The sequence below is a fragment of the Streptococcus mitis genome, from assembly GCF_026782865.1.
In the GTDB taxonomy this organism is placed as follows: domain Bacteria; phylum Bacillota; class Bacilli; order Lactobacillales; family Streptococcaceae; genus Streptococcus; species Streptococcus mitis_CG.
The window spans coordinates 155,486-181,620 of sequence record NZ_JAKUXK010000012.1 but is presented as its reverse complement, the minus strand read 5'-3'; the positions used below and the strand labels follow the sequence as shown (position 1 = coordinate 181,620).

The following is a 26,135-nucleotide window of genomic DNA, read 5'->3' as shown; positions in this document are numbered from 1 at the left end:
TCGAATCCTGTCTTCCCGATATATGGCGGTGTAGCTCAGCTGGCTAGAGCGTCCGGTTCATACCCGGGAGGTCGGGGGTTCGATCCCCTTCGCCGCTATAATGATCTTGTTGGACCTTTAGCTCAGCTGGTTAGAGCTCTCGGCTCATAACCGAGTGGTCGTAGGTTCAAGTCCTACAAGGTCCATTTGAATAGTATGGAGGATTACCCAAGTCCGGCTGAAGGGAACGGTCTTGAAAACCGTCAGGCGTGTAAAAGCGTGCGTGGGTTCGAATCCCACATCCTCCTTTTATATTAACGCGGGATGGAGCAGCTCGGTAGCTCGTCGGGCTCATAACCCGAAGGTCGTAGGTTCAAATCCTGCTCCCGCAATAAGGCTCGGTAGCTCAGTTGGTAGAGCAATGGATTGAAGCTCCATGTGTCGGCGGTTCGATTCCGTCTCGCGCCATTTTTACTTATAGTATGTATGCGGGTGTAGTTTAGTGGTAAAACTACAGCCTTCCAAGCTGTTGTCGCGAGTTCGATTCTCGTCACCCGCTTTGAACTCTGTTCAAATTACCAAGTTTTTTAACTTGGGCGCGTAGCTCAGGTGGTTAGAGCGCACGCCTGATAAGCGTGAGGTCGGTGGTTCGAGTCCACTCGTGCCCATTAATTGGAGAATTACTCAAGAGGCTGAAGAGGACGGTTTGCTAAATCGTTAGGTCGGGTAACTGGCGCAAGGGTTCGAATCCCTTATTCTCCGTTTGAATGAGAGTTTATAACTCTCTTTTTTCTTGCTTCTTTGTCAACTGTAGTGGGTTGAAGAAAAGTTAAGCTCGAGAAAGGACACATTTCGTCCTTTCTTTTTTGATGTTCAGAGCGATAAAAATCCGTTTTTTGAAGTTTTCAAAGTTCCAAAAACCAAAGGCATTGCGCTTGATGAGTTTGATGTGATTATTCGTTGCTTTCAATTTTGCGTTGGAATAAGGTAACTGACGGGCATTGACGATTTTCTCTTTGTCCTTTAGAAAGATTTTAAAGACAGTCTGAAAAAGAGGATGAACCTGCTTTAGATTGTCCTCAATGAGTCCAAAGAATTTCTCAGACTCCTTATTCTGAAAGTGAAAAAGTAAGAGTTGAAAGAAATCATAGTAATGTTTCAAGTCTTCTGAATAGCTCAAAAGCTTGTCTAAAATTCTTTATTCGTTAAGTGCATGTGAAAAGTAGGGCGATAAAAACGTTTATCGCTGAGTTTACGACTATCCTGTTGAATGAGCTTCCAGTAACGTTTGATAGCTTTATATTCATGAGATTTTCGTTCAAATTGATTCATAATTTGGACACGCACAGGAATCATAGCACGGCTTAAGTGTTGGAGTAAAACAGTCCACTGGACTGTTTTAGCCTAAGTTTAGAAATATAATAACGAAGGGTGAAAGCGATCTAGAATGATTTTAATATTCGGGAGTGAAACAGTCTGGGAGACTGTTTCAGCCTGAACCTAGAAATTCGAAAGTGAATCTGTTTAGCCAAGTTATAGTAGGGACTAAACATATCTATAGTAATGATTTTCACCTGACAACGAACGGTTCTATCGAAGAAAGTGATTTCGGATGACAGTTTGTGTTCTACCTTCAAGAACAGCGATGATAGTGAGCTTTTCAAAATCTTGCGCAATGAAGCTCATCTTTCCCTTAGTAAAAGTGTACTCATCCCAAGACATAATCTCAGGAAGGCTAGAAAAATCATGATTAAAACGGAAGTCATTGAGCTTGCGAATGACAGTTGAAGTTGAAATGGACAGCTGATGAGTAATGTCGGTCATAGAAGTCTTTTCAATCAACTTTTGAGCAATTTTTTGGTTGATGATACGAGGGATTTGGTGATTCTTCTTGACGAGGGAAGTCTCAGCCACCGCCATTTTAGAGCACTGATAGAACTTAAAACGGCGTTTTTTAAGGAGAATTCTAGTAGGCATACTAGTTGTTTCAAGGTGAGGAATCTTCGATGGTTTTTGAAAGTCATATTTCTTCATTTGGCTTCCGCAATCAGGACAATATTGGGCATCATAATCCAGTTTAGCGATGATTTTTTTGTGAGTATCCCTATTAATAACATTCACAAATTGGATACTATGATCTTTAATGTCTAATAATTTTGTAATTGTTCCATATTATTTTTTATAATGATGGTTTGGCCGCTTTTCGTTATAGATCTTATGGGACTTTTTTCTACAATAAAATAGGCTCCATAATATTCATAGGAGATTTACCCACTACAAATGTTATAGAGACTTTTTATATAGTTTATTTTTTATTGTATAACTTTGCTATTACTTCCAAGTTTTTAGTGAAATTTCTCCGCTATTTAGCCAAATTTCTTTTCCGTTATCACATTGAACTAAAAGTTTACCACTTTCAGAGATGTCCTTAGCAAGTCCCTTGTAGTCTTTTTGATCTAGTGTAAAAGTAACTTCTTTTCCTAGGACGAATGACTGTTTTTTATATAGGTATAATAGCTCTTCTGCTGGCGTTTCGAAGAAAACACGCCATATCTCTATAATTAATTCATTTCTGGTTATAGGTGCTGGTGCTTTAAATAGACTAGCAGCTTTTTCTTTTAATTCCTGGGGGAAGTCTTTAATAGTAAAGTTGATTCCTACTCCAATAATGATATCTGTGACTAGGCCTGTTTCTACAGACGTCATTGCCTCAGTAAGGATTCCTCCAATTTTATGATTGTTTAGGTAGATATCATTGACCCATTTTATGTCGACATCTATTAAAGTTAGGTTCTTAATGGCTTTGTAGACAGCTCCAGCTACAAGTAGTGTGTAGGATGGTAATTTGTCATAGGCGAGATTTGGTTTAAGATGGAGTGTCATATAAATACCACCTTGTGGTGAGTAGAAGGAACGTTGAAAACGGCCTCGCCCTGCTGTTTGATAGGAAGCTATATAGAGGGTGTTTGCTTCATTTCCTAAATCAATTGCTTCTTTTGCATCCAGTTGTGTTGATTTTGTTTCGGGTTTAAAACTGACTTTAATTGGAAGATTTTCTTCTAGAATCTCTGGAAGAATAAGGTCACCATTCATCAGTTTATATCCTTTGTTTTTGATGCTATCAATTTCAATGCCTTCTTGTTCTAGTCGCTTGATGGCTTTCCAAATTGATGTTCGGCTTAGGGATAGTTCTTCTGCAATTTTTTCTCCGCTGATATAGTCGGTTTCTTTAGTTAGAATTTGATAGACAGCTTGGTAGGATTTCATAGTGTTGCCTTTCTTTAAGAATAGTATATGATTTGAATCTAGTTTGGATAGTTGCGCCTAATCTATATTTTATTACTACTATTTTAACATATGCCTACTATTTACGGCATGATTTTCTTAGAGAAAATGCAATCATTAAGATAGAGTTTTGAAATCTCAGTATTTTTGCTCGCTTTTTTACCTAGGGAAACGTTTCCTTTGTTTTCAAATCGCTAAAAAAGTGGTACAATATAGGGTAGCTTACTATTATCTGAATCAGCTGATTTGGAGAGAAAGGATTCATTTTGAAATCAATAGGCTTTATTAAAAAGCTGAAAGGGTTATCTAGTAAAGAGCTGATTTTATTGGGAATTATCCTGAGTATCTTTTTACCCTTTTATCTTTTTGTAGTTGTATTCTGTTTATATATTATCAGTTTGATTTTTACAGGAGACATGAAAAGTATTCTTCAGAAAATGGGGGAGCATCCGATGCTGCTTCTTTTTCTTGGCTATAGTACTGTTATATCCGTTTTTGCACAAAATTGGATGGGTCTTGTTGCTTCAGTAGGAATGTTTCTATTTACTGTTTTCTTTTTGCACTATCAGTCGATTTTATCACATAAATTCTTTCGATTGATTTTGCAGCTCGTCTTGTTTGGTAGCGTCTTGTCAGCTGCTTTTGCGAGTTTAGAACATTTCCAAATTGTGAAGAAATTTAACTATGCTTTTCTTTCACCCAATATGCAGGTGTGGCATCAGAATCGGGCAGAAGTGACCTTCTTTAATCCTAATTATTATGGAATTATTTGTTGTTTCTGTATCATGATTGCCTTCTATCTGTTTACAACGACCAAGTTAAATTGGTTGAAAGTATTCTGTGTGATTGCAGGCTTTGTGAATCTCTTTGGTTTGAACTTTACTCAAAATCGAACTGCCTTTCCTGCTATTATCGCTGGAGCCATTATTTATCTCTTTACGACCATTAAAAACTGGAAGGCCTTTTGGCTTAGTATTGGAGTCTTTGCGATTGGCCTGAGTTTCCTCTTTTCCAGTGATTTGGGAGTTCGGATGGGGACTTTAGACTCTTCTATGGAAGAACGCATTTCTATCTGGGATGCTGGGATGGCCTTGTTTAAGCAAAATCCTTTTTGGGGTGAGGGGCCATTAACCTATATGCACTCTTATCCTAGGATACATGCTCCTTATCATGAACATGCTCACAGTCTTTATATTGATACGATTCTGAGTTACGGAATTGTGGGGACTATTTTATTAGTTTTGTCTTCTGTTGCTCCTGTTCGCTTGATGATGGATATGAGTCAGGAGTCGGGGAAACGTCCGATTATCGGTCTTTACCTATCTTTCCTTACAGTGGTTGCTGTGCATGGAATCTTTGACTTGGCCCTCTTCTGGATTCAGTCAGGTTTCATTTTCTTGCTAGTTATGTGCAGTATTCCATTGGAGCATCGAACTTTGGTATCGGATATGACGGATTAAGTTTATAAGATTAAAAAATTCTTCTACCTTGGGTGGGAGATTTTTTTACTGGGGAAAATTATTTCTAAATCGAAATAGTTGACAGTTAGAATAATGAGTGTTACAATTGTTTTATTCTTTTCGATATCGAAATAAATTGGAGGTGTCATGAAATATTGTCATTTGCTAGCCCATCATATTCGTTTGTTAAACGGGCGGATTTTTCAAAAGTTACTGAGCCAAGACCCTGAAGCTCTTTATCGTAGTGAACAGGGTAAGATTTTAGCGGTTTTATGGAATAGTGAAACTGGCTGCGCAACTGCGACAGATATTGCTTTGGCGACTGGACTTGCTAATAATACGCTGACGACTATGATAAAAAAGCTTGAGGAACAAAATCTTGTAACCGTTAATCCATGTGGAGAAGATAAGCGTAAGAAGTATTTGGTTTTAACAGAGTTGGGAGAGTCTCAGAAAGAAGTGGGGCATCGTGTCAGTCAGAAATTGGATACGATCTTTTACAAAGGATTTTCAGAGGAAGAAATTCGTCAGTTTGAAGCCTTTCAAGAAAGAATTTTGGCTAATCTGAAAGAGGAGGAAAATGAAGTTTAAAATGGAGCAAATGAGCTGTTTATAAGTAAAGGCCACTTTTGACTTTGTTTTCCAACTCTTAGGACAAGGAAACTAAGTGGTTAGCTATGGTCGGACTCAGATTGACGGAGTTGCCTATGCACAGTATGACATCTTCCGTCTAGAAAATGGGAAAATTATGGAGCATTGGGACAATAAGGAAGTCATGCCTAAGGTAGAAGACTTGACCAATCGAGGAAGTTTTAAATTGAGGATACAGAATGATTGAATACAAAAATGTAGCTTTACGTTACACAGAAAAAGATGTCTTGAGAGATGTTAATTTACGGATTGAGAATGGCGAGTTTATGGTTTTAGTTGGGCCATCTGGCTCAGGTAAGACGACCATGATTAAGATGATTAACCGTCTCTTGGAACCGACTGATGGAAATATTTATATGGATGGCAAGCGCATCAAAGACTATGATGAGCGTGAACTGCGTCTTTCTACTGGTTATGTTTTACAGGCCATTGCACTGTTTCCCAATCTAACGGTTGCGGAAAATATTGCCCTGATTCCTGAGATGAGGGGCTGGGCTAAGGAAGAAATAGCGAAGAAAACCGAAGAGCTTTTGGCTAAGGTTGGTTTACCAGTGGCTGAATATGGACATCGACTTCCTAGTGAACTATCTGGTGGAGAACAGCAACGGGTTGGTATTGTCCGTGCTATGATTGGTCAGCCTAAGATTCTTCTCATGGATGAACCCTTTTCAGCCTTGGATGCTATTTCGAGAAAACAGTTGCAGGTTCTGACTAAAGAATTGCATGAAGAGTTTGGGATGACAACTATTTTTGTAACCCATGATACGGATGAAGCCTTGAAGTTGGCGGATCGTATTGCTGTTTTGCAGGATGGAGAAATTCGCCAGGTAGCGAATCCCGAGACCATTTTAAAAGCTCCTGCCACAGAATTTGTAGCAGACTTGTTTGGAGGTAGTGTTCATGACTAATTTAATTGCAACTTTTCAGGATCGTTTTAGTGATTGGTTGACAGCTCTATCTCAACATTTGCAGTTGTCGCTTTTGACCCTGTTACTAGCTATTTTTATTGCAGTCCCCTTAGCGGTATTTCTTCGTTATCATGAAAAGATGGCGGACTGGGTTTTGCAGATTGCAGGGATTTTCCAGACTATCCCGTCTCTGGCCTTGTTGGGACTCTTTATCCCCTTGATGGGAATTGGAACCTTGCCGGCCTTGACAGCATTAGTGATTTATGCGATTTTTCCGATTTTGCAAAATACCATCACTGGACTCAAGGGAATTGATCCGAGTCTGCAAGAGGCTGGGATTGCCTTTGGGATGACTAGATGGGAGCGACTCAAGAAGTTTGAAATTCCACTTGCCATGCCTGTCATTATGTCTGGGATTCGCACGGCGGCCGTTTTGATTATCGGTACGGCAACCTTGGCGGCCTTGATTGGGGCAGGGGGACTGGGGTCCTTTATCCTTTTGGGAATTGACCGTAATAATGCCAGTCTGATTTTGATTGGGGCCCTTTCTTCTGCAGTGCTTGCCATTGCCTTTAACTTCCTACTAAAAGTGATGGAAAAGGCAAAATTGCGGACGATTTTTTCTGGTTTTGCCTTGGTGACCATATTGCTCGGTCTGTCTTATAGTCCAGCTCTCTTGGCTCAAAAAGAGAAAGAAAACTTGGTTATTGCTGGGAAGTTGGGTCCAGAACCAGAAATCTTGGCCAATATGTATAAGTTGCTAATTGAAGAAAATACCAGTATGACTGCGACTGTTAAACCGAATTTTGGGAAAACAAGCTTCCTCTACGAAGCTTTGAAAAAAGGCGATATTGACATCTATCCTGAATTTACTGGTACGGTGACTGAAAGTCTACTTCAACCATCACCGAAAGTGAGTCATGAGCCAGAGCAGGTTTATGATGTAGCGCGTGATGGCATTGCCAAACAGGATCATCTAGCCTATCTCAAACCCATGTCTTATCAAAATACCTATGCTGTAGCTGTTCCGAAAAAGATTGCTCAGGAATATGGCTTGAAGACCATTTCGGACTTGAAAAAAGTGGAAGGACAGCTGAAGGCAGGCTTTACACTTGAGTTTAATGACCGTGAGGATGGAAATAAGGGCTTGCAATCAATGTATGGTCTCAATCTCAATGTAGCAACCATGGAACCAGCTCTTCGCTATCAGGCAATTCAGTCAGGCGATATTCAAATCACGGACGCTTATTCAACCGATGCAGAGTTGGCGCGTTATGATTTGCAGGTCTTGGAAGATGACAAGCAACTCTTCCCACCTTACCAAGGGGCTCCACTGATGAAAGAAGCTCTTCTCAAGAAACATCCAGAGTTGGAAACAGTTCTCAATAAATTGGCTGGTAAAATTACTGAAAGCCAGATGAGTCAGCTCAACTACCAAGTCGGTGTTGAAGGCAAGTCAGCAGAGCAAGTAGCCAAGGAGTTTCTACAAGAAGAAGGTTTGTTGAAGAAATAGTTTGAAAATGTCAAACTCAACTTTGTTAAACGACCATATAGAAAACTGCTCAGACAATGTTGTCTGGGCTTTTTTGATTGTTGAAAAGATGAAAACTCAGTAGCCTAGAAATAAGGCAACTGAGCTCTACTCTGTATTCAATTTTTAGGAATGAGAAGGTCTAGATAAAACTGGACAACTTCCTGGTATGTAAAGTCTTGTCCTTTTTTGAGCCACCAGGTCAATGTCTCGATAAAGTTGGACACGACCAAGTGTTGGAGGTAAGAAGTAGGCAGATTAGTGTGGGCTTCTTTTAACTCATCAGCCAACATGGGATAGACATGGTGTTCTAGCTCTTTATGGAGTTGACGGAGGAAGTAGTCATTTTTGGAAAATAGCAGACTGGTAACATGGTCCTGGTTTTTCTGAAAATGTAAAAAGATATGTGCGAGGTAGTCCTCGGTAGTAAAGTGTCCTTCCCTTTCAAAGAGATGATGAAAGAGGTAGCGACAGAGCTCATCTAAAAGGAGTTCCTTGCTTTCATAGTGACAGTAAAAAGTAGAACGCCCAACATCTGCTAGGTCAATGATATCCTGAACAGTAGTGGCATCATAGCCTTTGTCGTTCAAAAGTTGTAAAAAAGCTTGATAGATGGCTTTTTTCGTCTTGCTGACTCGACGGTCTCTTTTTGGCATGTAGACACTTGAGACAAACTGTTCAGAACTGAACATGGCTGACAGTTTGCTTCTATCCTTTCTTTGAATTTTATTAGATAATACAAATGAAAGAAGTATGTATATACCCATTATACCAAAGGAGGGAGAGAAATGAGTTCTAAAACATCTATCTGGTTAGCTTTTTTCTTAAATTTAAGCTATGCGATTGTTGAGTTTATCGCAGGAGGAATCTTTGGTTCGAGTGCAGTTCTTGCTGATTCCGTTCATGACTTGGGAGATGCTATAGCCATTGGCATCTCAGCCCTTTTAGAAACAATTTCAAACCGTGAAGAAGATAGACAGTACACCTTGGGTTACAAACGTTTTAGTCTTTTAGGAGCCATGCTAACGGCTGTGATTCTTATGATAGGGTCTGTCCTAGTGATCTTGGAAAATGTCACAAAGATTGTTCACCCGCAACCCGTCAATGAGGAAGGCATCCTCTGGCTGGGAATCATTGCAGTAGCCATTAATGTGCTAGCAAGTCTGGTAGTTCGTAAGGGGAAAACAAAGAACGAGTCAATTCTTAGCCTGCATTTTTTGGAAGACACTCTTGGTTGGTTGGCCGTCATTCTAATGGCGATTATTCTTCGATTTACGGACTGGTATATCCTCGATCCGCTTTTATCACTAGTTATTTCTATCTTTATTCTGTCGAAAGCCATTCCTCGCTTTTGGAGCGCACTGAAAATTTTCCTAGATGCTGTGCCAGAAGGAGTCGAGACAAGTGATTTGGAGAAGGATTTAGAGGCTCTACCCAATGTCAACAGTGTCAATCAACTTAGCATTTGGTCCATGGATGGTCTAGAGAATAATGCTATTGTTCACATTTGTATCAAGGACTGGGAACAGATGATGGAAACCAAAGAAGTGGTGCGTCAATGTTTAGAAGAAAGAGGCGTGCAGAATATCACTATTGAAGTAGATAGCAGTCAAAGCAATCATGCGCAACATAAGCGGAGGGTGAGAGAATTAGAGCAGAAGCATGGGCATCATCATTAGAAAAGCGACCTCGCTAGAGGTCGTTTTGTTATCCTATTCATTCCTTGTACTCTCTCTCAATGTCAGTCTGGTTCCCAGCATAGTCAGGCTAGGGATTTTGCGACCGTGTAGAACTTCCTTATTAAGAATATCCATACCTGCTCGGCCCATTTCTTCAGTATAAACTGTGATGCTAGAGAGGGGAGGATAGACTTGCTTGGTCAGGCTAGTATCGTTAAAGGAAATGAGGCTGACGCGGTCTGGCAGGCTGATTCCAGCTTCTTGGAGCGCACGGAGGGCACCGATGGCTAAACTATCACTGGCAGCAAAAAATGCTGGTGGGAGTTGGTCTCCCAAGCTCTGAATGGCTTCCTTCATCAAGTCATAGCCAGACTGGGCAGTAAAGCTTCCTTGAAAGACCAGTTCATCATGATAGATTCCTTTTGTTTGACTGTAGTTCTTAAAATTTTCAAGTCGCTTGTCCTGAATGATTTCTTCTTGGTCAGTTGTTTCCTCAAGGCCGGTTAAAATTCCGATACGATTCAATCCTTGGCTGAGGAAATAATCGACAACCTGTTTCATGGCAGTGTAAAAGTCCGTGATAATGCAGGTGTGTCCCAGGGAAAGTGTATCACTGTCTAGAAAGACAAGAGGCTTTTGGTATTCTTCAAAGGCAGAAATCTGAGCTCGACTAAACTTTCCGATGCAGAGAATCCCAATCACTTCCTCGCTTAGGGTAAAAGGATGGTCATTAAAATAGCGCAAAATATCATAGTCCAGTTCTTGGGCTCTTTTTTCTATGCCTAGGCGAATCTGGTAGTAGTAGAGGTCGTCCAGCTCCCCTTGTTCGCTGACCCATTGGATAATGGCAATCTTTTGCTTGGGTTTGTGGGACTCGCCTGTCTTGAGGTGTTTGGTGTAGCCTAGCTCTTCAGCAACGGTTAAAATACGGTGTCTGGTTTCTTCTGTAACAGATAGGCTCTGGTCGCGATTGAGGACGCGGGATACGGTCGCGATAGAGACAGAGGCTAGCTGTGCAATGTCTTTTAAGGTAGCCATAAATCCTCCTCCTTTTAGGTTAGTATATCATATTTTTCTGTATTTTACTGATAGTTTAGTAAAATTTTAGTAAAAAGGATTGACCTTGGGAAATCCCTTGGATACAATAGAAGAAAACGATTACACGTTAAGGTGACTTAACGCACAGTAAAAGGAGAATTCATATGACACAACATCTTACTGCTGAAGCTCTTCGTAAAGATTTTCTTGCTGTTTTTGGTCAAGAAGCAGATCAAACTTTCTTTTCACCAGGCCGTATCAATTTGATTGGTGAACACACGGACTATAATGGTGGACATGTATTTCCAGCAGCCATTTCCTTAGGAACATATGGGGCAGCTCGCAAGCGTGAAGACCAAGTTTTGCGTTTCTACTCAGCTAACTTTGAGGACAAGGGCATTATCGAAGTGCCTCTAGCTAACCTCAAGTTTGAAAAAGAGCACAACTGGACCAATTATCCAAAAGGAGTTCTTCATTTCTTGCAAGAAGCTGGACATGTGATTGACAAAGGTTTTGATTTTTATGTTTATGGGAATATCCCAAATGGTGCTGGTTTGTCTTCTTCAGCATCCTTGGAACTTTTGACAGGGGTAGTGGCAGAGCATCTCTTTGATTTAAAATTAGATCGTCTCGATTTGGTTAAAATCGGAAAACAAACAGAAAATAACTTTATCGGAGTCAACTCTGGCATTATGGACCAATTTGCTATTGGTATGGGTGCAGACCAACGTGCTATTTACCTTGATACCAATACCTTAGAGTATGATTTGGTGCCACTTGATTTGAAGGACAATATCGTTGTTATCATGAACACCAACAAACGTCGTGAATTGGCGGATTCTAAATATAATGAACGCCGTTCTGAGTGTGAAAAAGCAGTGGAAGAATTGCAAGTTGTCTTAGATATTCAGACTTTGGGTGAATTAGATGAGTGGGCCTTTGACCAATACAGCTATCTGATTAAAGATGAAAATCGTTTGAAACGTGCTCGCCATGCTGTGCTTGAAAACCAACGTACCCTTAAAGCGCAAGCAGCCCTTCAAGAAGGTGATTTGGAAACATTTGGTCGTTTGATGAATGCGTCACACGTTTCCCTAGAGCATGACTATGAAGTAACTGGTTTGGAATTGGATACTCTTGTTCATACAGCTTGGGCACAAGAAGGAGTTCTCGGTGCTCGCATGACAGGGGCAGGTTTTGGAGGATGTGCCATTGCTTTGGTGCAAAAAGATGCTGTTGATTCCTTTAAGGAAGCTGTTGGCAAACACTACGAGGAAGTAGTTGGCTACGCTCCAAGCTTCTATATCGCTGAAGTTTCAGGTGGCACTCGCGTCCTTGATTAGTCAAAAGGAGGCTCTATAGTGACCTTAGTAGATAAATTTGTAACACATGTCATTTCTGAAAGTTCATTTGAGGAAATGGATCGAATCTACCTGACCAATCGTATCTTGGCACGAGTGGGAGACGGTGTTTTGGAAGTTGAGACGGATCTGGATAAAGTGATTGACCTCAAGGACCAGCTGGTTGAGGAAGCCGTTCGATTAGAGACGATTGAGGATAGTCAGACTGCACGTGAAATCCTTGGTGCTGAACTGATGGACTTGGTGACCCCTTGTCCGAGTCAGGTCAATCGTGACTTCTGGGAAACCTATGCCCAATCTCCTGAGCAAGCGATAGCAGATTTCTACCAACTTAGTCAGAAGAATGACTACATCAAACTCAAGGCTATTGCTAAAAATATTGCTTATCGTGTTCCATCTGATTACGGAGAGCTTGAAATTACCATCAATCTCTCTAAGCCTGAAAAGGATCCAAAAGAGATTGCGGCAGCCAAGTTGGTGCAAGCTAGCAATTATCCCCAGTGTCAGCTTTGTCTAGAGAATGAGGGCTACCATGGTCGAGTTAACCACCCAGCTCGCAGTAACCACCGGATTATCCGTTTTGAAATGGCTGGTCAGGAGTGGGGCTTCCAGTATTCGCCCTATGCTTACTTTAATGAGCATTGTATTTTCTTAGATGGCCAGCATCGTCCCATGGCCATTAGTCGTCAGAGCTTTGAACGTCTGCTTGCTATCGTAGAGCAGTTTCCAGGATATTTTGCAGGCTCTAATGCCGACCTGCCAATCGTGGGAGGCTCTATTCTGACTCATGATCACTATCAGGGAGGCCGTCACGTATTTCCTATGGAATTGGCTCCTCTGCAAAAGACATTCCTATTTGCTGGTTTTGAGCAGGTCAAGGCTGGCATTGTCAAATGGCCAATGTCAGTATTGCGTTTGACTTCGGATTCCAAAGAAGATTTGATCAACTTAGCTGACAAGATTTTGCAGGAATGGCGTCAGTATTCAGATTCTGCAGTGCAGATTTTGGCAGAGACAGACGAGACACTGCATCACACCATCACACCAATTGCTCGTAAACGTAATGGACAATTTGAGTTGGACTTGGTCTTGAGGGACAATCAGATTTCTGCAGAACATCCTGATGGCATCTATCATCCTCACAAGGATGTCCAACATATCAAGAAGGAAAATATCGGCTTGATTGAGGTCATGGGCTTGGCAATCTTGCCACCACGTCTGAAAGAAGAAGTGGAGCAAGTCGCTAGCTATCTCGTGGGAGAAGCTGTTACAGTTTCCGATTATCATCAGGAATGGGCAGACCAACTTAGAGCCCAATATCCAGCCCTAACAGATAAAGAAAAAGCCCTTGAAATCGTCAAGGACTCTGTTGGTGCTATCTTTGCGCGTGTGCTTGAGGACGCAGGAGTCTACAAGCAGACAGAACAAGGACAGGCAGCCTTTATGCGCTTTGTGGAGCAGGTCGGAATTTTGCCAGACTAGGAGCTTTCTCCTTGCACAGTCCTATAAAAAGTAGTATCATAGTGTCGTTTGAAATATCAGGAGGAAACGATGAAAGACTTTCATTTTGACGCTATATCTGCCTTTGAAAATTACGAAATTGAACAAATGAGAGATGGTCACGTTGTGGTGACGACCAAAGTAGTGGACTCGTCTCTCAACTACTATGGCAATGCCCATGGTGGCTATCTCTTTACCCTTTGCGACCAGATCAGTGGTTTGGTGGTCATATCTCTGGGGCTTGATGGAGTGACGCTCCAGTCTTCTATCAACTACCTCAAAGCTGGAAAACTCGACGATGTATTGACCATTAAAGGAGAATGTGTCCATCAAGGTCGCACAACCTGTGTCGTGGATGTTGATATCACTAATCAAGAAGGAAGAAATGTCTGCAAGGCAACATTTACCATGTTTGTCACAGGCCAGAGGTCAGAAGATAGACAGGTACGAATATAGATAACTAAAAAAGAGGCTCGTACCTCTTTTTTAGTTTCAGATAAATCAATCAATTTCTTTAATAAACTTAGCAATTTCTTTTACAATTTCAGTAACTAAAGCATTTCCCATAAAAAACATTCTCATTTTATCAGATACCTCTACAATAGAACCGTCAGATAGTTTCTTTTTAGCTGTCCAATTATCTGGGAAATCCTGAAGGCGTTCAGCTTCAATGGGGGTAATTAATCTATATTTATTGTTTACAAATAATAAATGTGTGGAACGATTAACAGTTCCTTCGGATGTAAGCATTGTTCTTCCTGGAAGGTTTAAATCATCATAAGGGGACATTCCTCCTTCTGAATAGATGTATTGATGTCCGTCAGAGGATGTTCGCTCAATTTTTTTAGGTCCTCTAAGATATTGAAATTTTTCTAGTTTAGCCTTATCAGTTAAAAAATATTTTTCAGGTACTTCAGATTCATCTTGAAGAATTTCTCCTAGAGTAATCGGATTACCATTGTAGTTAGGTTCTGTATCAATAGAATAGTATTTTCCATGTCTCATAATTCCTGTATTCCAAACAGTACCAGTAAAAGTATCTGAAACTTCAACTATATCATTTGGTAACTCATAAAATACATGACGATTTTTAACTGCTATAGGTTTAATAGGAAATTGTTTCGCAAATAGACCTTGATTGAAAATATAGTCATTATACCTATTATCTTCAAAGATTTCTTCATTTTTTTCGTAAAGATTGTCAATTTTTTGGGCAAAGACTGTATCATTTCGATAAACGAAAAAGAATACACGACGTCTTCGTTGGCTTCTTCCATACTCAGCAGCATTAATAACTCTCCACTCTACAGAATATCCAAGATTATTAAAAGCTGTTAGCATGATTGCAAAATCACGTCCTCTCTGTTTTGAGGGCGCTTTTAAAAGCCTATCCACATTTTCCAGAATTAAGTATTTGGGTTTAATGATTTCCGTTGCTCTAATGATTTCCCAAAATAAAACTCCTTTTTTTCCTTCAATACCTTTCTCATTTTTCTTGCTACGCGCAACAGAGTAATCTTGGCAAGGAAAACCACCGACAATCATATCGGCATCCATTTTGGAAAATTGTTCGTCTGTTATATCAGAGATACTAATATTGATGTTTTCGCTATTGGGGAAGTGATAATCATAGACCTCAAATGCGTCTTGAGATTTACGAGATGGTTCCCATTGGTTTGCCCATTTTGTTTTAAAGAGTTGCTTATCGGCATTTTCTAATCCTATCCGAAAACCGCCAACTCCAGCAAATAGTTCGAGAACTTTCATCTTTTCTCCTTCATTTTTTTACAGTTTAATCCATTATATACTATTTTCAATGATTGATCAAGTATTAATGTTTGCTTTAGTTTAATTTGATATAATATAAAAGATAGGAGAAGAAAATGGATCAAAACTTATTTAACTATAACGATGAAGATATCGATAGTGTTATTGAATATTCTCACAAACTATTAAATAGAAAATTTTCCGATGTTATGGAAGAGTATAATCGTTCGCTTTATAAATCATATGACGATTATAATGATAGAGTAGTCTCTGAGGTACAAGATAAAGCAATTAGTATGAAGTCAAAAGGGCAATATGGAAATTATATTGAAAAATATTTCTATGGCTACCAGCCAAATAGTGACTCGGAAGCTGACTTTGAAAAAATAGGTGTAGAATTAAAAGTTACTCCTTTTAAGATAAACAAAAATGGGACACTTAGTGCAAAAGAACGACTTGTATTAACAATACTAAACTATATGGAGGAAAATTTAGAGGATTTTTACTCCACTCATTTATGGAAAAAATGTGCAAAGATTTTGTTATTGTTTTACAATGGCTTAATTCCTAATCAAACAATGAAGGACTATGTCATTGAAAAAATATTTTTATATGAATGGTTTGAGGAGGATATGGCAGTCATCCTTGAAGACTATCAGAAAATTACAGATAAAATCAAAAATGGAAGGGCGCATGAATTATCAGAATCAGATGGAAACTATTTATCAACTTGTACAAAAGGAGCAGGTAAAGGAAAGGATTTAAGACAACAACCTTTTAGTCATGAATTAGCCAAACAAAGAGCTTGGGAATTAAAATCAAGTTATATGACCTATCTGATTAATCATAAAATCTTTAACCAATCAGATCAAGAAAGTGTTCTGGCTAATTTTAGGGGTGAAAAAAAGTCATTTACTGAGGTTATTGCAGAGAAGATTCTTTCCTACAAAGGTTTCTCTGAACAAGAGTTATATGATAGATTTGAAGTGAATCCCAAAGCAAAAGGTAAGAATAGTACTCTGATTAGAAAAATTTTAGGTTTAACAGGGGATTTAGATAAGACTAAAGAATTTCAGAAAGCAAACATGAATTTGAGAGTTATTCGAGTAGATAAGAATAATTTACCTAAGGAAGACTCTCCATTTAAAACTTATTGTTTTAAAGAATTAGCAGAAACAGATAGTTGGGAATCGTCACATGTCTATAATGAAATTTATAATAAACGATTCCTCTTCGTTATTTTTAAGGAAATTGAACCTAAGCTATTTGTATTAGATTCTATCAAATTTTGGGGATTTCAAGATAGACAATTAGAAGAAATCCAAAGAGTGTGGCAGGAAACTAGACAAATTATTTCTGACGGAGTTAAATTAACTCAAAATGGTAATAAAGTTTCAACTAATTTCCCTCAAAGTAAGATAAATAGAATCCTATTTACGAAATTACATGCTACCAATGCTTATTATGAAATTGAAAAAGGAAAATTTGTTGGGAAAGGCTCATTATCTGATACGGATGAACTTCCAGATGGGCGTAGGATTACAAAACACTCCTTTTGGATGCCTAAGAAGTTTATAAAAGAAATATTAGATGGGAATTGGGATTGATTATATTTATAATCAACTTGTGATAAACAAAAAAGAGGCTCGCACCTCTTTTTCTTATTTCTTTTTATGATTTAATACTGCATTGAGGACAATGGCGAGTAGGCTGGCTACAACGATTCCGTTTGAGAAGAACATTTGGAAGGCTGTCGGCATGCTGACAAAGAGATTACTGTTGTTGAGTCCGACACCTGCAGCTATGGATACTGCTGCGATAAGAAAGTTATGTTCATTGTTAGCAAAGTCAACACGAGCGAGGATTTGCATCCCTTGAATAGATACAAAACCAAACATCACCAGCATAGCACCACCGAGGACAGGGCTCGGAATGATTTGGGCAAGGGCGCCAAACTTAGGAAGGAGTCCAAGGAGAACCAGGAAACCAGCTGCGTAGTAGATTGGCAGGCGAGTCTTGATACCTGACAATTTAACCAAACCAACGTTTTGTGAAAATCCTGTGTAAGGGAAGGTGTTAAAGATTCCTCCGAGAAGTACGGCCAAACCTTCTGCGCGGTAACCGTTGCGCAGGCGCGTGCTGTCGATTGGATCTTTTGTGATATCAGACAAGGCTAGATAAACACCAGTAGACTCAACCATAGACACTGTTGCGATGATACACATCATGACAATAGATGAGATTTCAAAGGTTGGCATCCCAAAGTAGAGTGGAGTTGGGACATGGACGAGCGGTGCTGCCGCAACAGGAGAGAAATCAACCAAGCCCATGCTAGCAGCAATGGCAGTTCCAACAACCAGACCAATCAAAATAGAGATAGATTTGATAAATCCTTTGGTAAAGATGTTAATCAAGAGGATAATCAAAACAGTGATAGCTGCAAGCAAGAGACTTTGACCAGTTGGCTCTGGAACGTTATTTCCCATATTTCCAATAGCGACAGGGATCAAGGTTAAACCAATCGTAGTAATAACAGATCCTGTTACGATAGAAGGGAAGAGATTGGCCACTTTTGAGAAGATGCCTGAAACAAGAACCACGTAAATCCCTGATGCGATAAGGGCACCAAACATAGCACCACTACCATGGCTTTGCCCAATCATAATCAAGGGAGCGACCGACTGAAAGGCGACTCCAAGAACGACTGGGAGTCCAATACCAAAGTATTTGTTGAGTTGGAGTTGGAGGAAGGTTGCCACACCACACATGAAGATATCAGTGGAAATCAGGTAGGTCAACTGCTCAGTTGAATAGCCAAGGGCTGTCGCAATCATGATAGGAACCAGGATGGATCCTGAGTACATGGCTAGTAAGTGCTGCAAGCCAAGAACGGCTGCTTGCGAGTGTTTTTCTTGAGTTTGCATTAGAGATCTGCCTCCTTAAATATGACTTGACCATTTTCAAAACGATCCAAACGAGCGAGTGATAGAACAGGGTAGCCTGCTTTTTCAAGCAGATCACGACCATCTTGGAAAGATTTTTCAATCACAATACCGATAGCTTCGACTGTTGCTCCAGCCTGTTCGATGATTTGAATCAAGCCTTTAGCAGCTTGGCCATTAGCAAGGAAGTCGTCGATAATCAAGACCTTGTCCTCTGGTGAGAGGAATTTTCCAGCGATAGAAACAGTGCTGGTTACCTGCTTGGTAAAGGAGTAAACTTCGGCAGTTAGGATTCCTTCGTTCATAGTGATGTTTTTAGCTTTTTTAGCGAAAATCATGGGAACGTTTAAGGCTTCAGCTGTAAAAACGGCTGGGGCAATACCTGACGCTTCAATGGTTACAACCTTAGTAATGCCAGCAGAAGCAAATTTTTCCGCAAAAACCTTACCAATCTCTCGCATCAAGCTAAAGTCAACTTGGTGGGTTAAAAAGGAATCTACCTTGAGGATGTTATCACCCAAGATATGCCCATCCTTGAGGATGCGCTCTTCTAATAATTTCATAAGACCTCCTAAAGTCTAAAAGCCAATCCATTTGCTTGTTTCAGATTTCTATCCAGTAAAACTGATAGAAAAAGGACCTACTTAATCTCTAAGCAAGTCCCCAAAATAGGCATGGCAAAAACGACCATACCTCACTTCTGACTTACTTATTGTTAGGTGTTCCGGCACCTTGTAGAAACGTCGTGCCAATTCACGACATAAACAAGTAAAATGATATTCAATTTTAAATAGGCTTGTGCCAATGTTTTTATTTTACACTAAATAACTTTAGAAATCAAAGATTTTGTTAGTGTTTAGATAAAAAAACGAACAAATATAATAAAAATGGGAAAAAATTAACTTATTGGCTAACATTTAGAAGGTTTTTCCATCATAAAAGGCATATTATCAAGTTTTTAAACACCTGACAATATGCCTTTTTCTAACTTTAAAGACTTTTTCCCAATCTTTATTATTCTACTCGCTAAATCTTAAAAAATAGCCATCTGGATCCAAAACTGCAAACTCATGAGGATAGATATAGTAATCTCCAACACGAAACTTTCTTTTGGTTAAGGGACGATGGATAGGATAGTCAGCTTCCAGTAGTTTTTGGTGGAGCTGAGGAACATCTGCAATGCCAAAGGAAATATTGACACCGTGCCCGAAAGGATAGGTCAGTTGGGCTAATTCTTCTGCGCTTCCTTCTTCTAGCATAAGTTGGCAGTCTTCAAGCGAGAGGAAGAGAAATTTCTCCTCGGGGCGCTCGTATTCGACAGAGAATCCCAACAAGTCGCAGTAGAAGTGGCGCGACTGTTCGAGGTCAGATACCACAAATTCGGGAATGACAGGCTGATAGTCCATTCGTTTTCTCCTTAGAGTTCAATCTCCATGACAATGGGTGTGTGGTCTTGGCGCGCACCGGAGTCAATCATATCAGACTTGGTCACCTTGTCAGCCACGCGGTTGCTTGTCAGCCAGTAGTCGATTCTCCAGCCTGTATTGTTGATTTTAGAAGTCTTGCTGCGTTGTGCCCACCAAGTGTAGCGTTCTGGAACATCGCCGTGAATGTGGCGGAAGGTATCAGTAAATCCAGTTGCTAAAAGGTTGGTAAATCCAGCACGTTCCTCGTCGGTAAATCCTGGTGAACGGCGGTTGCTAGCAGGATTTGCAAGGTCGATCTCATTGTGGGCCACGTTGTAGTCACCGGTTGCAAGGACTGGTTTTTCTTTGTCTAGTTCAGCCAAGTATTCAGCATATTTGACATCCCAGACTTGACGTTCTTCCAAGCGTTTGAGACCGTCGCCAGCGTTTGGAGTGTAAACTTGGGTTACGAAAAATTCATCAAATTCTAGAGTGATGATACGGCCTTCCAAGTCCATGGTAGAAGGGGCACCGATTTCTGGGAAAGTGACAGTGGGTGTGAGTTCTTTCTTATAAAGGAACATGGTTCCGGCATAGCCTTTGCGGGCAGGTTCCTGAGAAGAGCGCCACGTGTTTTCGTAGCCTGGGAAGAGTTCTTCTAAAATTTCCAAGTGTTTCTTTGTAGGACCCTTGGCAGAAAGCTTGGTTTCTTGGATAGCGATAATATCAGCATTTTCTGCCACAAGGGTTTGTAGGACTTCTTGGGACAATTTGGCACGAGCTGAGTCACTAGTTAGGGCAGCATTGAGGGAATCAATATTCCATGAGATAAGTTTCATAAAGTTACCTTTTTCATTCAGATTATAGATTTTATTATACCAAAAAAAGGTCTATTTCCCCAACGTATGGTTTGAAAAATCACTCTCTTTCGTTTATAATTAAGAATGATTTTATGAAAGGGAGTGAAAATAAATGAAATTTTACTCATATGACTATGTACTTAGCCAAATCAGTCAGCAAAATGGAATGATGATTGGCTTTGGAATTGTGCTCCTAGCTATCACAGGATTTTTTGCTTTTAAGGCCTATCGTGATAAAAAGGGGACTAAGTTTCGGGAATTGGTCATGATTTTGGCCTTGACCTTGGTGGCCATGCTTTTGGTGACAATCTCAAAATACCAGACCAATCAAGCCTCTAACAATCAATTTCAAACTTCACTTCATTTCATAGAGGTTGTTTCCAAAGACTTGGGAGTGGATAAATCAGAAGTTTATGTCAATACTTCTGCAGCCACTGATGGAGCACTTATCAAGGTAGGTTCAAATTTCTATCGTGCCATGAACGGGAGCCAACCAGACAAGTATCTTTTAGAGAAATTAGAATTGCATCAAACAGACGCTATTGAATTGGTGGAGGTAAACAAATGACACTCAATTATATGGAAATTTTAATCAAACTGGCCTTGGGTCTTTTCTCGCTTGTTTTTGTTATTAATGTGACAGGAAAGGGGAATCTAGCACCTAACTCTGCTACAGACCAAATTCAGAACTATGTTCTTGGTGGTATCATCGGAGGGGTGATTTACAATAGTTCAATCAGTATTCTGCAATATGCAGTGATTTTGATGATGTGGACGATTTTGGTTTTGACCCTCAAATGGCTTAATAACAATGTTCGTTTTGTCAAACGCTTGATTGATGGAAAACCAACTCTCCTCATCAAAAATGGGCAGATTGACCCAGAAGCCTGTCGTTCAGTTGGATTGTCTGCAGCGGATGTGGCCCTCAAACTTCGTAGCCAAGGGATTTTCCAGATGAAGCAAGTTAAACGAGCTGTGCAAGAGCAAAATGGCCAACTCATCGTGGTCCAAATGGGGGATGAAAATCCTAAGTATCCAGTTGTGACTGACGGTGTGATTCAAGTTGATGTTTTGGAATCGATTGGTCGTAGCGAAGAGTGGCTGCTTGATAATCTTAGCAAGCAAGGACATGACAATGTAGCCAACATCTTTATCGCTGAGTATGACAAGGGTGCTGTTACAGTCGTAACCTATGAATAAGAAAAGCCTGGGGTCTTGTACTCTTCGAAAATCAAATTCAAACTGCGTCAACGTCGCCTTGCCGTACTCGAGTACAGCCTGCGGCTAGTTTCCTAGTTTGCTCTTTGATTTTCATTGAGTATTGGCCTCAGGTTTTCATTTGCAATCAGAAAGGGATTTTATGTCCATTATTCAAAAACTTTGGTGGTTTTTCAAGTTAGAAAAACGCCGTTATTTAGTGGGGATTGTGGCTTTGGTCTTGGTTTCCGTACTCAATCTTATTCCCCCCATGGTCATGGGGCGGGTCATTGATGCCATCACATCGGGACAATTAACCCAGCAGGACCTCCTTCTTGACCTATTTTATTTGCTTCTTGCAGCCTTTGGGATGTACTATCTGCGCTATGTTTGGCGTATGTATATCCTTGGAACTTCCTACCGTCTGGGGCAGATTATGCGGTCTCGCTTGTTTGAGCATTTCACAAAAATGTCTCCAGCTTTTTATCAGACTTATCGAACGGGAGACCTGATGGCACACGCAACCAATGATATTAATGGCCTAACGCGTCTGGCAGGGGGCGGGGTTATGTCAGCGGTGGATACCTCAATCACAGCTTTAGTGACCTTGTTGACCATGCTCTTTAGCATTTCATGGCAGATGACCCTAGTTGCCATTCTGCCCCTGCCTTTCATGGCTTATGCGACCAGTCGTCTAGGGAGAAAGACCCACAAGGCTTTTGGTGAATCGCAGACTGCCTTTTCTGAACTCAATAACAAGGTGCAGGAGTCTGTATCAGGTATCAAAGTGACCAAGTCTTTCGGTTACCAGGCGGACGAGCTCAAGTCCTTTCAGGCAGTCAATGAATTGACCTTCCAAAAGAACCTGCAAACCATGAAATACGATAGTCTCTTTGACCCCATGGTTCTCTTATTTGTTGGTTCCTCCTATGTTTTAACGCTCTTGGTCGGCTCCTTGATGGTTCAGAAAGGGCAAATCACGGTTGGGAATCTGGTCACCTTTATCAGCTACTTGGATATGCTGGTTTGGCCTCTTATGGCTATTGGTTTCCTCTTTAATATCACTCAGCGAGGGAAGGTTTCCTATCAGCGGATTGAGGAACTTTTGTCTCAGGAATCACCTGTACAAGACCCTGAGTTTCCTTTAGATGGAATTGAAAACGGGCGCTTGCAGTATGCCATTGATAGCTTTGCCTTTGAAAATGAGGAAACACTGACAAATGTTCACTTTAGTTTGGGAAAAGGGCAAACCCTGGGCTTGGTTGGTCAGACAGGCTCTGGAAAAACGTCCTTGATTAAGCTTCTCTTGCGTGAGTACGATGTGGATGAGGGAGCCATTTATCTAAACGGTCACGATATTCGCGATTATCGTCTGACAGATCTTCGTAGTCTTATGGGCTATGTTCCTCAGGATCAGTTCCTCTTTGCGACTTCGATTTTAGATAATATCCGCTTTGGCAATCCTAACTTGCCCCTTTCAGCGGTCGAGGAAGCGACTAAGCTAGCTCAAGTTTATCAAGACATTGTAGACATGCCTCAAGGATTTGATACACTGATTGGTGAAAAGGGAGTCAGTCTTTCTGGAGGTCAAAAGCAGCGTCTGGCCATGAGTCGAGCTATGATTTTAGACCCTGATATCTTGATTTTAGATGATTCTTTGTCCGCCGTGGATGCCAAGACAGAGTATGCGATTATCGACAACCTCAAGGAGACGCGAAAGGACAAGACAACCATTATTACGGCTCATCGCCTCAGTGCAGTTGTCCATGCAGATCTAATCTTGGTTCTGCAAAATGGTCAAATTATTGAACAGGGCACACACGAAGACTTGCTAGCTTTGGATGGCTGGTATGCCCAAACCTACCAGTCTCAGCAGCTGGAAATGAAAGGAGAAGAAGATGCAGAATAAGAAAGAACAATGGACTGTATTGAAGCGCTTGAAGTCTTATCTCAAGCCTTATGGCCTCCTGACCTTTTTGGCACTCAGTTTGCTCCTAGCGACGACGGTCATTAAAAGTGTCATTCCCCTTGTGGCTTCCCACTTTATCGACCAGTATCTGAGTAATCTTAACCAACTAGCCATTACCGTTTTGCTGATCTACTATGGTCTCTACATCCTACAAACTGTAGTTCAGTATGTTGGCAATCTTCTCTTTGCGCGCGTGTCTTACAGTATTGTTAGGGATATTCGTCGCGATGCCTTTGCCAATATGGAAAAGCTGGGCATGTCTTATTTTGACAAGACGCCAGCAGGCTCCATCGTCTCTCGTTTGACCAATGATACTGAGACCATCAGCGATATGTTTTCAGGGATTTTATCTAGCTTTATCTCAGCAGTCTTCATCTTTCTGACAACTCTTTATACCATGTTGGTATTGGATTTTCGTTTGACTGCTTTAGTCTTGCTCTTTCTCCCCTTGATTTTCCTTTTGGTCAATCTCTATCGGAAAAAATCAGTGAAAATCATTGAGAAAACCAGAAGTCTCTTGTCAGATATCAATAGCAAGCTGGCTGAAAACATCGAGGGAATCAGAATAATCCAGGCCTTTAATCAAGAGAAGCGCCTACAGTCAGAGTTTGATGAAATCAACCAAGAACACTTGGTCTATGCCAACCGTTCTGTAGCCTTGGATGCCCTCTTTTTGCGTCCTGCCATGAGTTTGTTGAAACTCCTAGGCTATGCAGTTTTAATGGCCTATTTTGGCTATCGTGGACTTTATCTGGGAATAACGGCAGGAACCATGTATGCCTTTATCCAGTACATCAATCGTCTCTTTGATCCCCTGATTGAGGTGACTCAAAACTTTTCAACCCTGCAAACTTCTATGGTTTCCGCAGGTCGTGTCTTTGCCCTGATAGACGAGAGGACCTGTGAACCTCTTCAAGAAAATGGGCAGGCTAAAGTCAAAGAAGGTAATATCCGTTTTGAACATGTGTGTTTCTCGTATGACGGTAAACATCAGATTCTGGATGATATTTCCTTTTCAGTTAACAAGGGTGAAACCATTGCATTTGTAGGCCATACAGGTTCTGGGAAATCGTCTATTATCAATGTCCTTATGCGCTTTTATGAATTCCAGTCAGGGCGAGTTCTCTTGGATGATGTGGATATCAGGAACTACAGTCAGGAAGAGTTGAGAAAAAACATCGGTCTGGTCTTGCAGGATCCCTTCCTCTATCATGGAACAATCAAGTCCAATATCGCCATGTACCAAGAAATCAGTGATGAGCAGGTTCAGGCTGCGGCAACTTTCGTGGATGCAGATTCCTTTATTCAAGAACTTCCTCAGGGATATGATGCACCTGTGTCTGAGCGTGGTTCGAGCTTCTCTACTGGTCAGCGTCAGCTTCTTGCCTTTGCTAGAACAGTCGCCAGTCAGCCTAAAATCCTGATTTTGGATGAAGCGACAGCTAATATTGACTCTGAAACAGAAAGTTTGGTTCAAGCATCGCTGGCTAAGATGAGACAGGGTCGAACAACAATTGCCATCGCCCATCGTCTTTCTACCATCCAAGACGCCAACTGCATCTATGTCTTGGATAAGGGGCGCATTATCGAGAGTGGAACCCATGAGGAACTCTTGGCTCTGGGAGGAACCTATCACAAGATGTATAGCTTGCAGGCGGGTGCCATGGCCTAATACTCTTTGAAAATCTATTCAAGCCATGTCAGTTTTATCTGCAACCTCAAAGCTATATTTTGAGCAGCCTGCGTCTAGCTTTCTAGAGTATGAGAATGAAATCCTTCAAATTACAGATTTCTTTCACCGCCTTTTCCATTTTGTGGTATAATGAAAAATGTTGACAAATAGTATAATAAAAACAAAGGAGAAACAGCATGCTGAAATGGGAAGACTTGCCCGTGGAAATGAAATCAAGCGAGGTTGAGTCTTACTACCAGCTTGTCTCTAAAAGGAAGGGTTCGCTGATTTTCAAGCGTTGTTTGGACTGGATTTTGGCCTTGGTTGTACTTGTTCTGACCTCTCCCATCTTTCTCATTTTGAGCATTTGGATCAAGTTGGATAGCAAGGGGCCAGTTATTTACAAGCAAGAGCGCGTGACCCAGTACAATCGACCTTTCAAGATTTGGAAGTTCCGTACCATGGTGACGGATGCGGATAAAAAAGGAAGTCTGGTGACTTCTGCTAACGATAGCCGCATTACCAAAGTTGGAAATTTCATCCGCCGTGTGCGCTTGGATGAACTGCCTCAGCTGGTCAATGTCCTTAAAGGCGAGATGTCCTTTGTTGGGACACGACCTGAAGTGCCACGTTACACAGAGCAGTATAGCTCTGAAATGATGGCAACCTTGCTTTTACCAGCAGGGATTACCTCTCCAGCCAGCATCAACTACAAGGATGAGGACACCATCATCAGTCAAATGACGGAGAAAGGTTTGTCAGTTGACCAGGCCTATGTCGAACACGTCCTTCCTGAAAAGATGCGCTATAACCTCGCCTATCTCCGAGAGTTTAGTTTCCTTGGAGACATCAAAATCATGTTTCAAACCGTGTTTGAAGTGCTAAAATAAAGTAGTCATAAGAAAATGAGTACAGATAAAAGGAGCAAAT

At 40.8% G+C, this 26,135-nt stretch carries 22 protein-coding genes, 8 tRNA genes, 2 pseudogenes and 1 riboswitch; of the genes and pseudogenes, 23 read left to right on the top strand and 9 right to left on the bottom strand.

The features are described 5' to 3' along the window. Positions 1–24: 24 nt before the first annotated feature. From MK482_RS07810 to MK482_RS07775, 8 genes are all read left to right on the top strand, one after another. Positions 25–98, top strand: a tRNA-Met gene (locus tag MK482_RS07810). A gap of 13 nt (positions 99–111) precedes the next feature. Continuing rightward, a tRNA-Ile gene (locus tag MK482_RS07805) sits at positions 112–185 on the top strand. 12 nt (positions 186–197) lie between these two features. Beyond that, a tRNA-Ser gene (locus tag MK482_RS07800) sits at positions 198–287 on the top strand. Between the two features lie 10 nt (positions 288–297). Next, positions 298–371 (top strand) — tRNA-Met (locus MK482_RS07795). A gap of 3 nt (positions 372–374) precedes the next feature. Further along, positions 375–447 (top strand) — tRNA-Phe (locus MK482_RS07790). 20 nt (positions 448–467) lie between these two features. Then, positions 468–538, top strand: a tRNA-Gly gene (locus tag MK482_RS07785). Positions 539–573: 35 nt separating this feature from the next. After that, a tRNA-Ile gene (locus MK482_RS07780) sits at positions 574–647 on the top strand. A 6-nt stretch (positions 648–653) separates the two neighbouring features. Further along, a tRNA-Ser gene (locus MK482_RS07775) sits at positions 654–741 on the top strand. A 67-nt stretch (positions 742–808) separates the two neighbouring features. Here MK482_RS07775 and MK482_RS07770 read toward each other — a convergent pair. Together MK482_RS07770 and birA are read right to left on the bottom strand one after the other, a co-directional pair. Continuing rightward, a pseudogene (locus tag MK482_RS07770) lies at positions 809–2,142 on the bottom strand (transposase). Positions 2,143–2,310: 168 nt separating this feature from the next. After that, the gene (birA, locus tag MK482_RS07765; RefSeq protein ID WP_261087039.1) at positions 2,311–3,246 is read right to left on the bottom strand and encodes a bifunctional biotin--[acetyl-CoA-carboxylase] ligase/biotin operon repressor BirA; all 936 of its coding nucleotides are present in this window, start codon (positions 3,244–3,246) and stop codon (positions 2,311–2,313) included. 284 nt (positions 3,247–3,530) lie between these two features. Here birA and MK482_RS07760 point away from each other — a divergent pair, with 284 nt between their 5' ends. The 5 genes and pseudogenes from MK482_RS07760 to MK482_RS07740 all read left to right on the top strand — a co-directional run bounded on the left by MK482_RS07760 (position 3,531) and on the right by MK482_RS07740 (position 7,796). Continuing rightward, on the top strand, positions 3,531–4,724 hold the full coding sequence (locus tag MK482_RS07760; protein ID WP_061759210.1) for an O-antigen ligase family protein: 1,194 nt from the start codon (positions 3,531–3,533) through the stop codon (positions 4,722–4,724). A 147-nt stretch (positions 4,725–4,871) separates the two neighbouring features. Then, a complete protein-coding gene (locus tag MK482_RS07755; RefSeq protein ID WP_268718420.1) occupies positions 4,872–5,315 on the top strand; it encodes a MarR family winged helix-turn-helix transcriptional regulator in 444 nt (147 codons plus the stop codon). A 34-nt stretch (positions 5,316–5,349) separates the two neighbouring features. Continuing rightward, positions 5,350–5,562, top strand: a pseudogene (locus MK482_RS07750) (polyketide cyclase); the annotation flags it as partial. Then, the gene (locus MK482_RS07745; RefSeq protein WP_268718418.1) at positions 5,555–6,283 is read left to right on the top strand and encodes an ABC transporter ATP-binding protein; all 729 of its coding nucleotides are present in this window, start codon (positions 5,555–5,557) and stop codon (positions 6,281–6,283) included. The pseudogene MK482_RS07750 and the gene MK482_RS07745, both read left to right, overlap by 8 nt. Next, positions 6,276–7,796, top strand: coding sequence for an ABC transporter permease/substrate-binding protein (locus tag MK482_RS07740; protein WP_268718417.1), 1,521 nt, complete (start codon positions 6,276–6,278; stop codon positions 7,794–7,796). The genes MK482_RS07745 and MK482_RS07740 overlap by 8 nt, the downstream gene beginning before the upstream one ends. A 137-nt stretch (positions 7,797–7,933) precedes the next feature. On the opposite strand, the gene MK482_RS07735 is transcribed toward MK482_RS07740, so the two are convergent. Next, on the bottom strand, positions 7,934–8,470 hold the full coding sequence (locus MK482_RS07735) for a TetR/AcrR family transcriptional regulator (RefSeq protein ID WP_004235331.1): 537 nt from the start codon (positions 8,468–8,470) through the stop codon (positions 7,934–7,936). A gap of 132 nt (positions 8,471–8,602) precedes the next feature. Here MK482_RS07735 and MK482_RS07730 point away from each other — a divergent pair, with 132 nt between their 5' ends. Further along, positions 8,603–9,493, top strand: a complete 891-nt coding sequence (locus MK482_RS07730) for a cation diffusion facilitator family transporter (RefSeq protein ID WP_000095928.1) — start codon at positions 8,603–8,605, stop codon at positions 9,491–9,493. A 33-nt stretch (positions 9,494–9,526) separates the two neighbouring features. Here MK482_RS07730 and galR read toward each other — a convergent pair whose 3' ends face one another. Then, the gene (gene galR, locus MK482_RS07725; protein WP_268718416.1) at positions 9,527–10,531 is read right to left on the bottom strand and encodes a DNA-binding transcriptional regulator GalR; all 1,005 of its coding nucleotides are present in this window, start codon (positions 10,529–10,531) and stop codon (positions 9,527–9,529) included. A gap of 164 nt (positions 10,532–10,695) precedes the next feature. Here galR and MK482_RS07720 point away from each other — a divergent pair, with 164 nt between their 5' ends. The 3 genes from MK482_RS07720 to MK482_RS07710 all read left to right on the top strand — a co-directional run bounded on the left by MK482_RS07720 (position 10,696) and on the right by MK482_RS07710 (position 13,848). Beyond that, a complete protein-coding gene (locus MK482_RS07720; RefSeq protein ID WP_268718415.1) occupies positions 10,696–11,874 on the top strand; it encodes a galactokinase in 1,179 nt (392 codons plus the stop codon). An 18-nt stretch (positions 11,875–11,892) separates the two neighbouring features. Then, on the top strand, positions 11,893–13,374 hold the full coding sequence (locus MK482_RS07715; RefSeq protein ID WP_261182067.1) for a UDP-glucose--hexose-1-phosphate uridylyltransferase: 1,482 nt from the start codon (positions 11,893–11,895) through the stop codon (positions 13,372–13,374). Between the two features lie 69 nt (positions 13,375–13,443). Further along, complete coding sequence (locus MK482_RS07710; protein WP_000651223.1) at positions 13,444–13,848, top strand: PaaI family thioesterase; 405 nt, start codon at positions 13,444–13,446, stop codon at positions 13,846–13,848. 45 nt (positions 13,849–13,893) lie between these two features. On the opposite strand, the gene MK482_RS07705 is transcribed toward MK482_RS07710, so the two are convergent. After that, positions 13,894–15,159, bottom strand: coding sequence for a DNA cytosine methyltransferase (locus tag MK482_RS07705; protein WP_049551461.1), 1,266 nt, complete (start codon positions 15,157–15,159; stop codon positions 13,894–13,896). Between the two features lie 116 nt (positions 15,160–15,275). Here MK482_RS07705 and MK482_RS07700 point away from each other — a divergent pair, with 116 nt between their 5' ends. Continuing rightward, positions 15,276–16,766 (top strand): Sau3AI family type II restriction endonuclease, encoded by a 1,491-nt coding sequence (locus MK482_RS07700; protein WP_042750552.1) that lies wholly within the window; start codon positions 15,276–15,278, stop codon positions 16,764–16,766. Positions 16,767–16,820: 54 nt separating this feature from the next. On the opposite strand, the gene MK482_RS07695 is transcribed toward MK482_RS07700, so the two are convergent. From MK482_RS07695 to MK482_RS07680, 4 genes are all read right to left on the bottom strand, one after another. Further along, the gene (locus tag MK482_RS07695) at positions 16,821–18,083 is read right to left on the bottom strand and encodes a nucleobase:cation symporter-2 family protein (RefSeq protein WP_004256021.1); all 1,263 of its coding nucleotides are present in this window, start codon (positions 18,081–18,083) and stop codon (positions 16,821–16,823) included. After that, positions 18,083–18,664 (bottom strand): xanthine phosphoribosyltransferase, encoded by a 582-nt coding sequence (locus MK482_RS07690; RefSeq protein ID WP_004262179.1) that lies wholly within the window; start codon positions 18,662–18,664, stop codon positions 18,083–18,085. Before MK482_RS07690 ends, MK482_RS07695 begins: the two co-directional genes overlap by 1 nt. Positions 18,665–18,793: 129 nt before the next feature. After that, positions 18,794–18,889, bottom strand: a riboswitch (purine riboswitch). A 231-nt stretch (positions 18,890–19,120) separates the two neighbouring features. Next, entirely contained in the window at positions 19,121–19,507 is a 387-nt protein-coding gene (locus tag MK482_RS07685) for a bleomycin resistance protein (RefSeq protein ID WP_268718414.1), read from the bottom strand. An 11-nt stretch (positions 19,508–19,518) separates the two neighbouring features. Beyond that, a complete protein-coding gene (locus MK482_RS07680) occupies positions 19,519–20,346 on the bottom strand; it encodes an exodeoxyribonuclease III (protein ID WP_000767454.1) in 828 nt (275 codons plus the stop codon). A 133-nt stretch (positions 20,347–20,479) separates the two neighbouring features. On the opposite strand from MK482_RS07680, the gene MK482_RS07675 reads away from it, so the two are divergent. The 5 genes from MK482_RS07675 (at position 20,480) to MK482_RS07655 (ending at position 26,095) form a co-directional block, all read left to right on the top strand. Then, positions 20,480–20,935 carry a DUF3290 family protein gene (locus tag MK482_RS07675; RefSeq protein WP_000675343.1) on the top strand — a complete coding sequence of 152 codons (456 nt, stop codon included), beginning with the start codon at positions 20,480–20,482 and terminating at the stop codon, positions 20,933–20,935. Further along, positions 20,932–21,567 carry a DUF421 domain-containing protein gene (locus MK482_RS07670; protein WP_000174448.1) on the top strand — a complete coding sequence of 212 codons (636 nt, stop codon included), beginning with the start codon at positions 20,932–20,934 and terminating at the stop codon, positions 21,565–21,567. Before MK482_RS07675 ends, MK482_RS07670 begins: the two co-directional genes overlap by 4 nt. 160 nt (positions 21,568–21,727) lie before the next feature. Further along, entirely contained in the window at positions 21,728–23,473 is a 1,746-nt protein-coding gene (locus tag MK482_RS07665; RefSeq protein ID WP_268718413.1) for an ABC transporter ATP-binding protein, read from the top strand. Further along, entirely contained in the window at positions 23,463–25,205 is a 1,743-nt protein-coding gene (locus MK482_RS07660; protein ID WP_268718412.1) for an ABC transporter ATP-binding protein, read from the top strand. The genes MK482_RS07665 and MK482_RS07660 overlap by 11 nt, the downstream gene beginning before the upstream one ends. 197 nt (positions 25,206–25,402) lie before the next feature. Further along, positions 25,403–26,095: a sugar transferase gene (locus MK482_RS07655; RefSeq protein ID WP_268718411.1), complete on the top strand. Its 693-nt coding sequence runs from the start codon at positions 25,403–25,405 to the stop codon at positions 26,093–26,095. Positions 26,096–26,135: the final 40 nt, after the last annotated feature.

What these genes read in the sequence shown, in the direction of transcription:
- MK482_RS07730 (WP_000095928.1), top strand. Translation starts at nt 8,603, where the DNA reads ATGAGTTCTAAAACATCTATCTGGTTAGCTTTTTTCTTAAATTTAAGC.
- MK482_RS07710 (WP_000651223.1), top strand. Translation starts at nt 13,444, where the DNA reads ATGAAAGACTTTCATTTTGACGCTATATCTGCCTTTGAAAATTACGAA.
- birA (WP_261087039.1), bottom strand. Translation starts at nt 3,246, where the DNA reads ATGAAATCCTACCAAGCTGTCTATCAAATTCTAACTAAAGAAACCGAC.
- MK482_RS07720 (WP_268718415.1), top strand. Translation starts at nt 10,696, where the DNA reads ATGACACAACATCTTACTGCTGAAGCTCTTCGTAAAGATTTTCTTGCT.
- MK482_RS07705 (WP_049551461.1), bottom strand. Translation starts at nt 15,159, where the DNA reads ATGAAAGTTCTCGAACTATTTGCTGGAGTTGGCGGTTTTCGGATAGGA.
- galR (WP_268718416.1), bottom strand. Translation starts at nt 10,531, where the DNA reads ATGGCTACCTTAAAAGACATTGCACAGCTAGCCTCTGTCTCTATCGCG.
- MK482_RS07685 (WP_268718414.1), bottom strand. Translation starts at nt 19,507, where the DNA reads ATGGACTATCAGCCTGTCATTCCCGAATTTGTGGTATCTGACCTCGAA.
- MK482_RS07680 (WP_000767454.1), bottom strand. Translation starts at nt 20,346, where the DNA reads ATGAAACTTATCTCATGGAATATTGATTCCCTCAATGCTGCCCTAACT.
- MK482_RS07745 (WP_268718418.1), top strand. Translation starts at nt 5,555, where the DNA reads ATGATTGAATACAAAAATGTAGCTTTACGTTACACAGAAAAAGATGTC.
- MK482_RS07700 (WP_042750552.1), top strand. Translation starts at nt 15,276, where the DNA reads ATGGATCAAAACTTATTTAACTATAACGATGAAGATATCGATAGTGTT.
- MK482_RS07665 (WP_268718413.1), top strand. Translation starts at nt 21,728, where the DNA reads ATGTCCATTATTCAAAAACTTTGGTGGTTTTTCAAGTTAGAAAAACGC.
- MK482_RS07695 (WP_004256021.1), bottom strand. Translation starts at nt 18,083, where the DNA reads ATGCAAACTCAAGAAAAACACTCGCAAGCAGCCGTTCTTGGCTTGCAG.
- MK482_RS07740 (WP_268718417.1), top strand. Translation starts at nt 6,276, where the DNA reads ATGACTAATTTAATTGCAACTTTTCAGGATCGTTTTAGTGATTGGTTG.
- MK482_RS07690 (WP_004262179.1), bottom strand. Translation starts at nt 18,664, where the DNA reads ATGAAATTATTAGAAGAGCGCATCCTCAAGGATGGGCATATCTTGGGT.
- MK482_RS07675 (WP_000675343.1), top strand. Translation starts at nt 20,480, where the DNA reads ATGAAATTTTACTCATATGACTATGTACTTAGCCAAATCAGTCAGCAA.
- MK482_RS07655 (WP_268718411.1), top strand. Translation starts at nt 25,403, where the DNA reads ATGCTGAAATGGGAAGACTTGCCCGTGGAAATGAAATCAAGCGAGGTT.
- MK482_RS07670 (WP_000174448.1), top strand. Translation starts at nt 20,932, where the DNA reads ATGACACTCAATTATATGGAAATTTTAATCAAACTGGCCTTGGGTCTT.
- MK482_RS07755 (WP_268718420.1), top strand. Translation starts at nt 4,872, where the DNA reads ATGAAATATTGTCATTTGCTAGCCCATCATATTCGTTTGTTAAACGGG.
- MK482_RS07660 (WP_268718412.1), top strand. Translation starts at nt 23,463, where the DNA reads ATGCAGAATAAGAAAGAACAATGGACTGTATTGAAGCGCTTGAAGTCT.
- MK482_RS07735 (WP_004235331.1), bottom strand. Translation starts at nt 8,470, where the DNA reads ATGCCAAAAAGAGACCGTCGAGTCAGCAAGACGAAAAAAGCCATCTAT.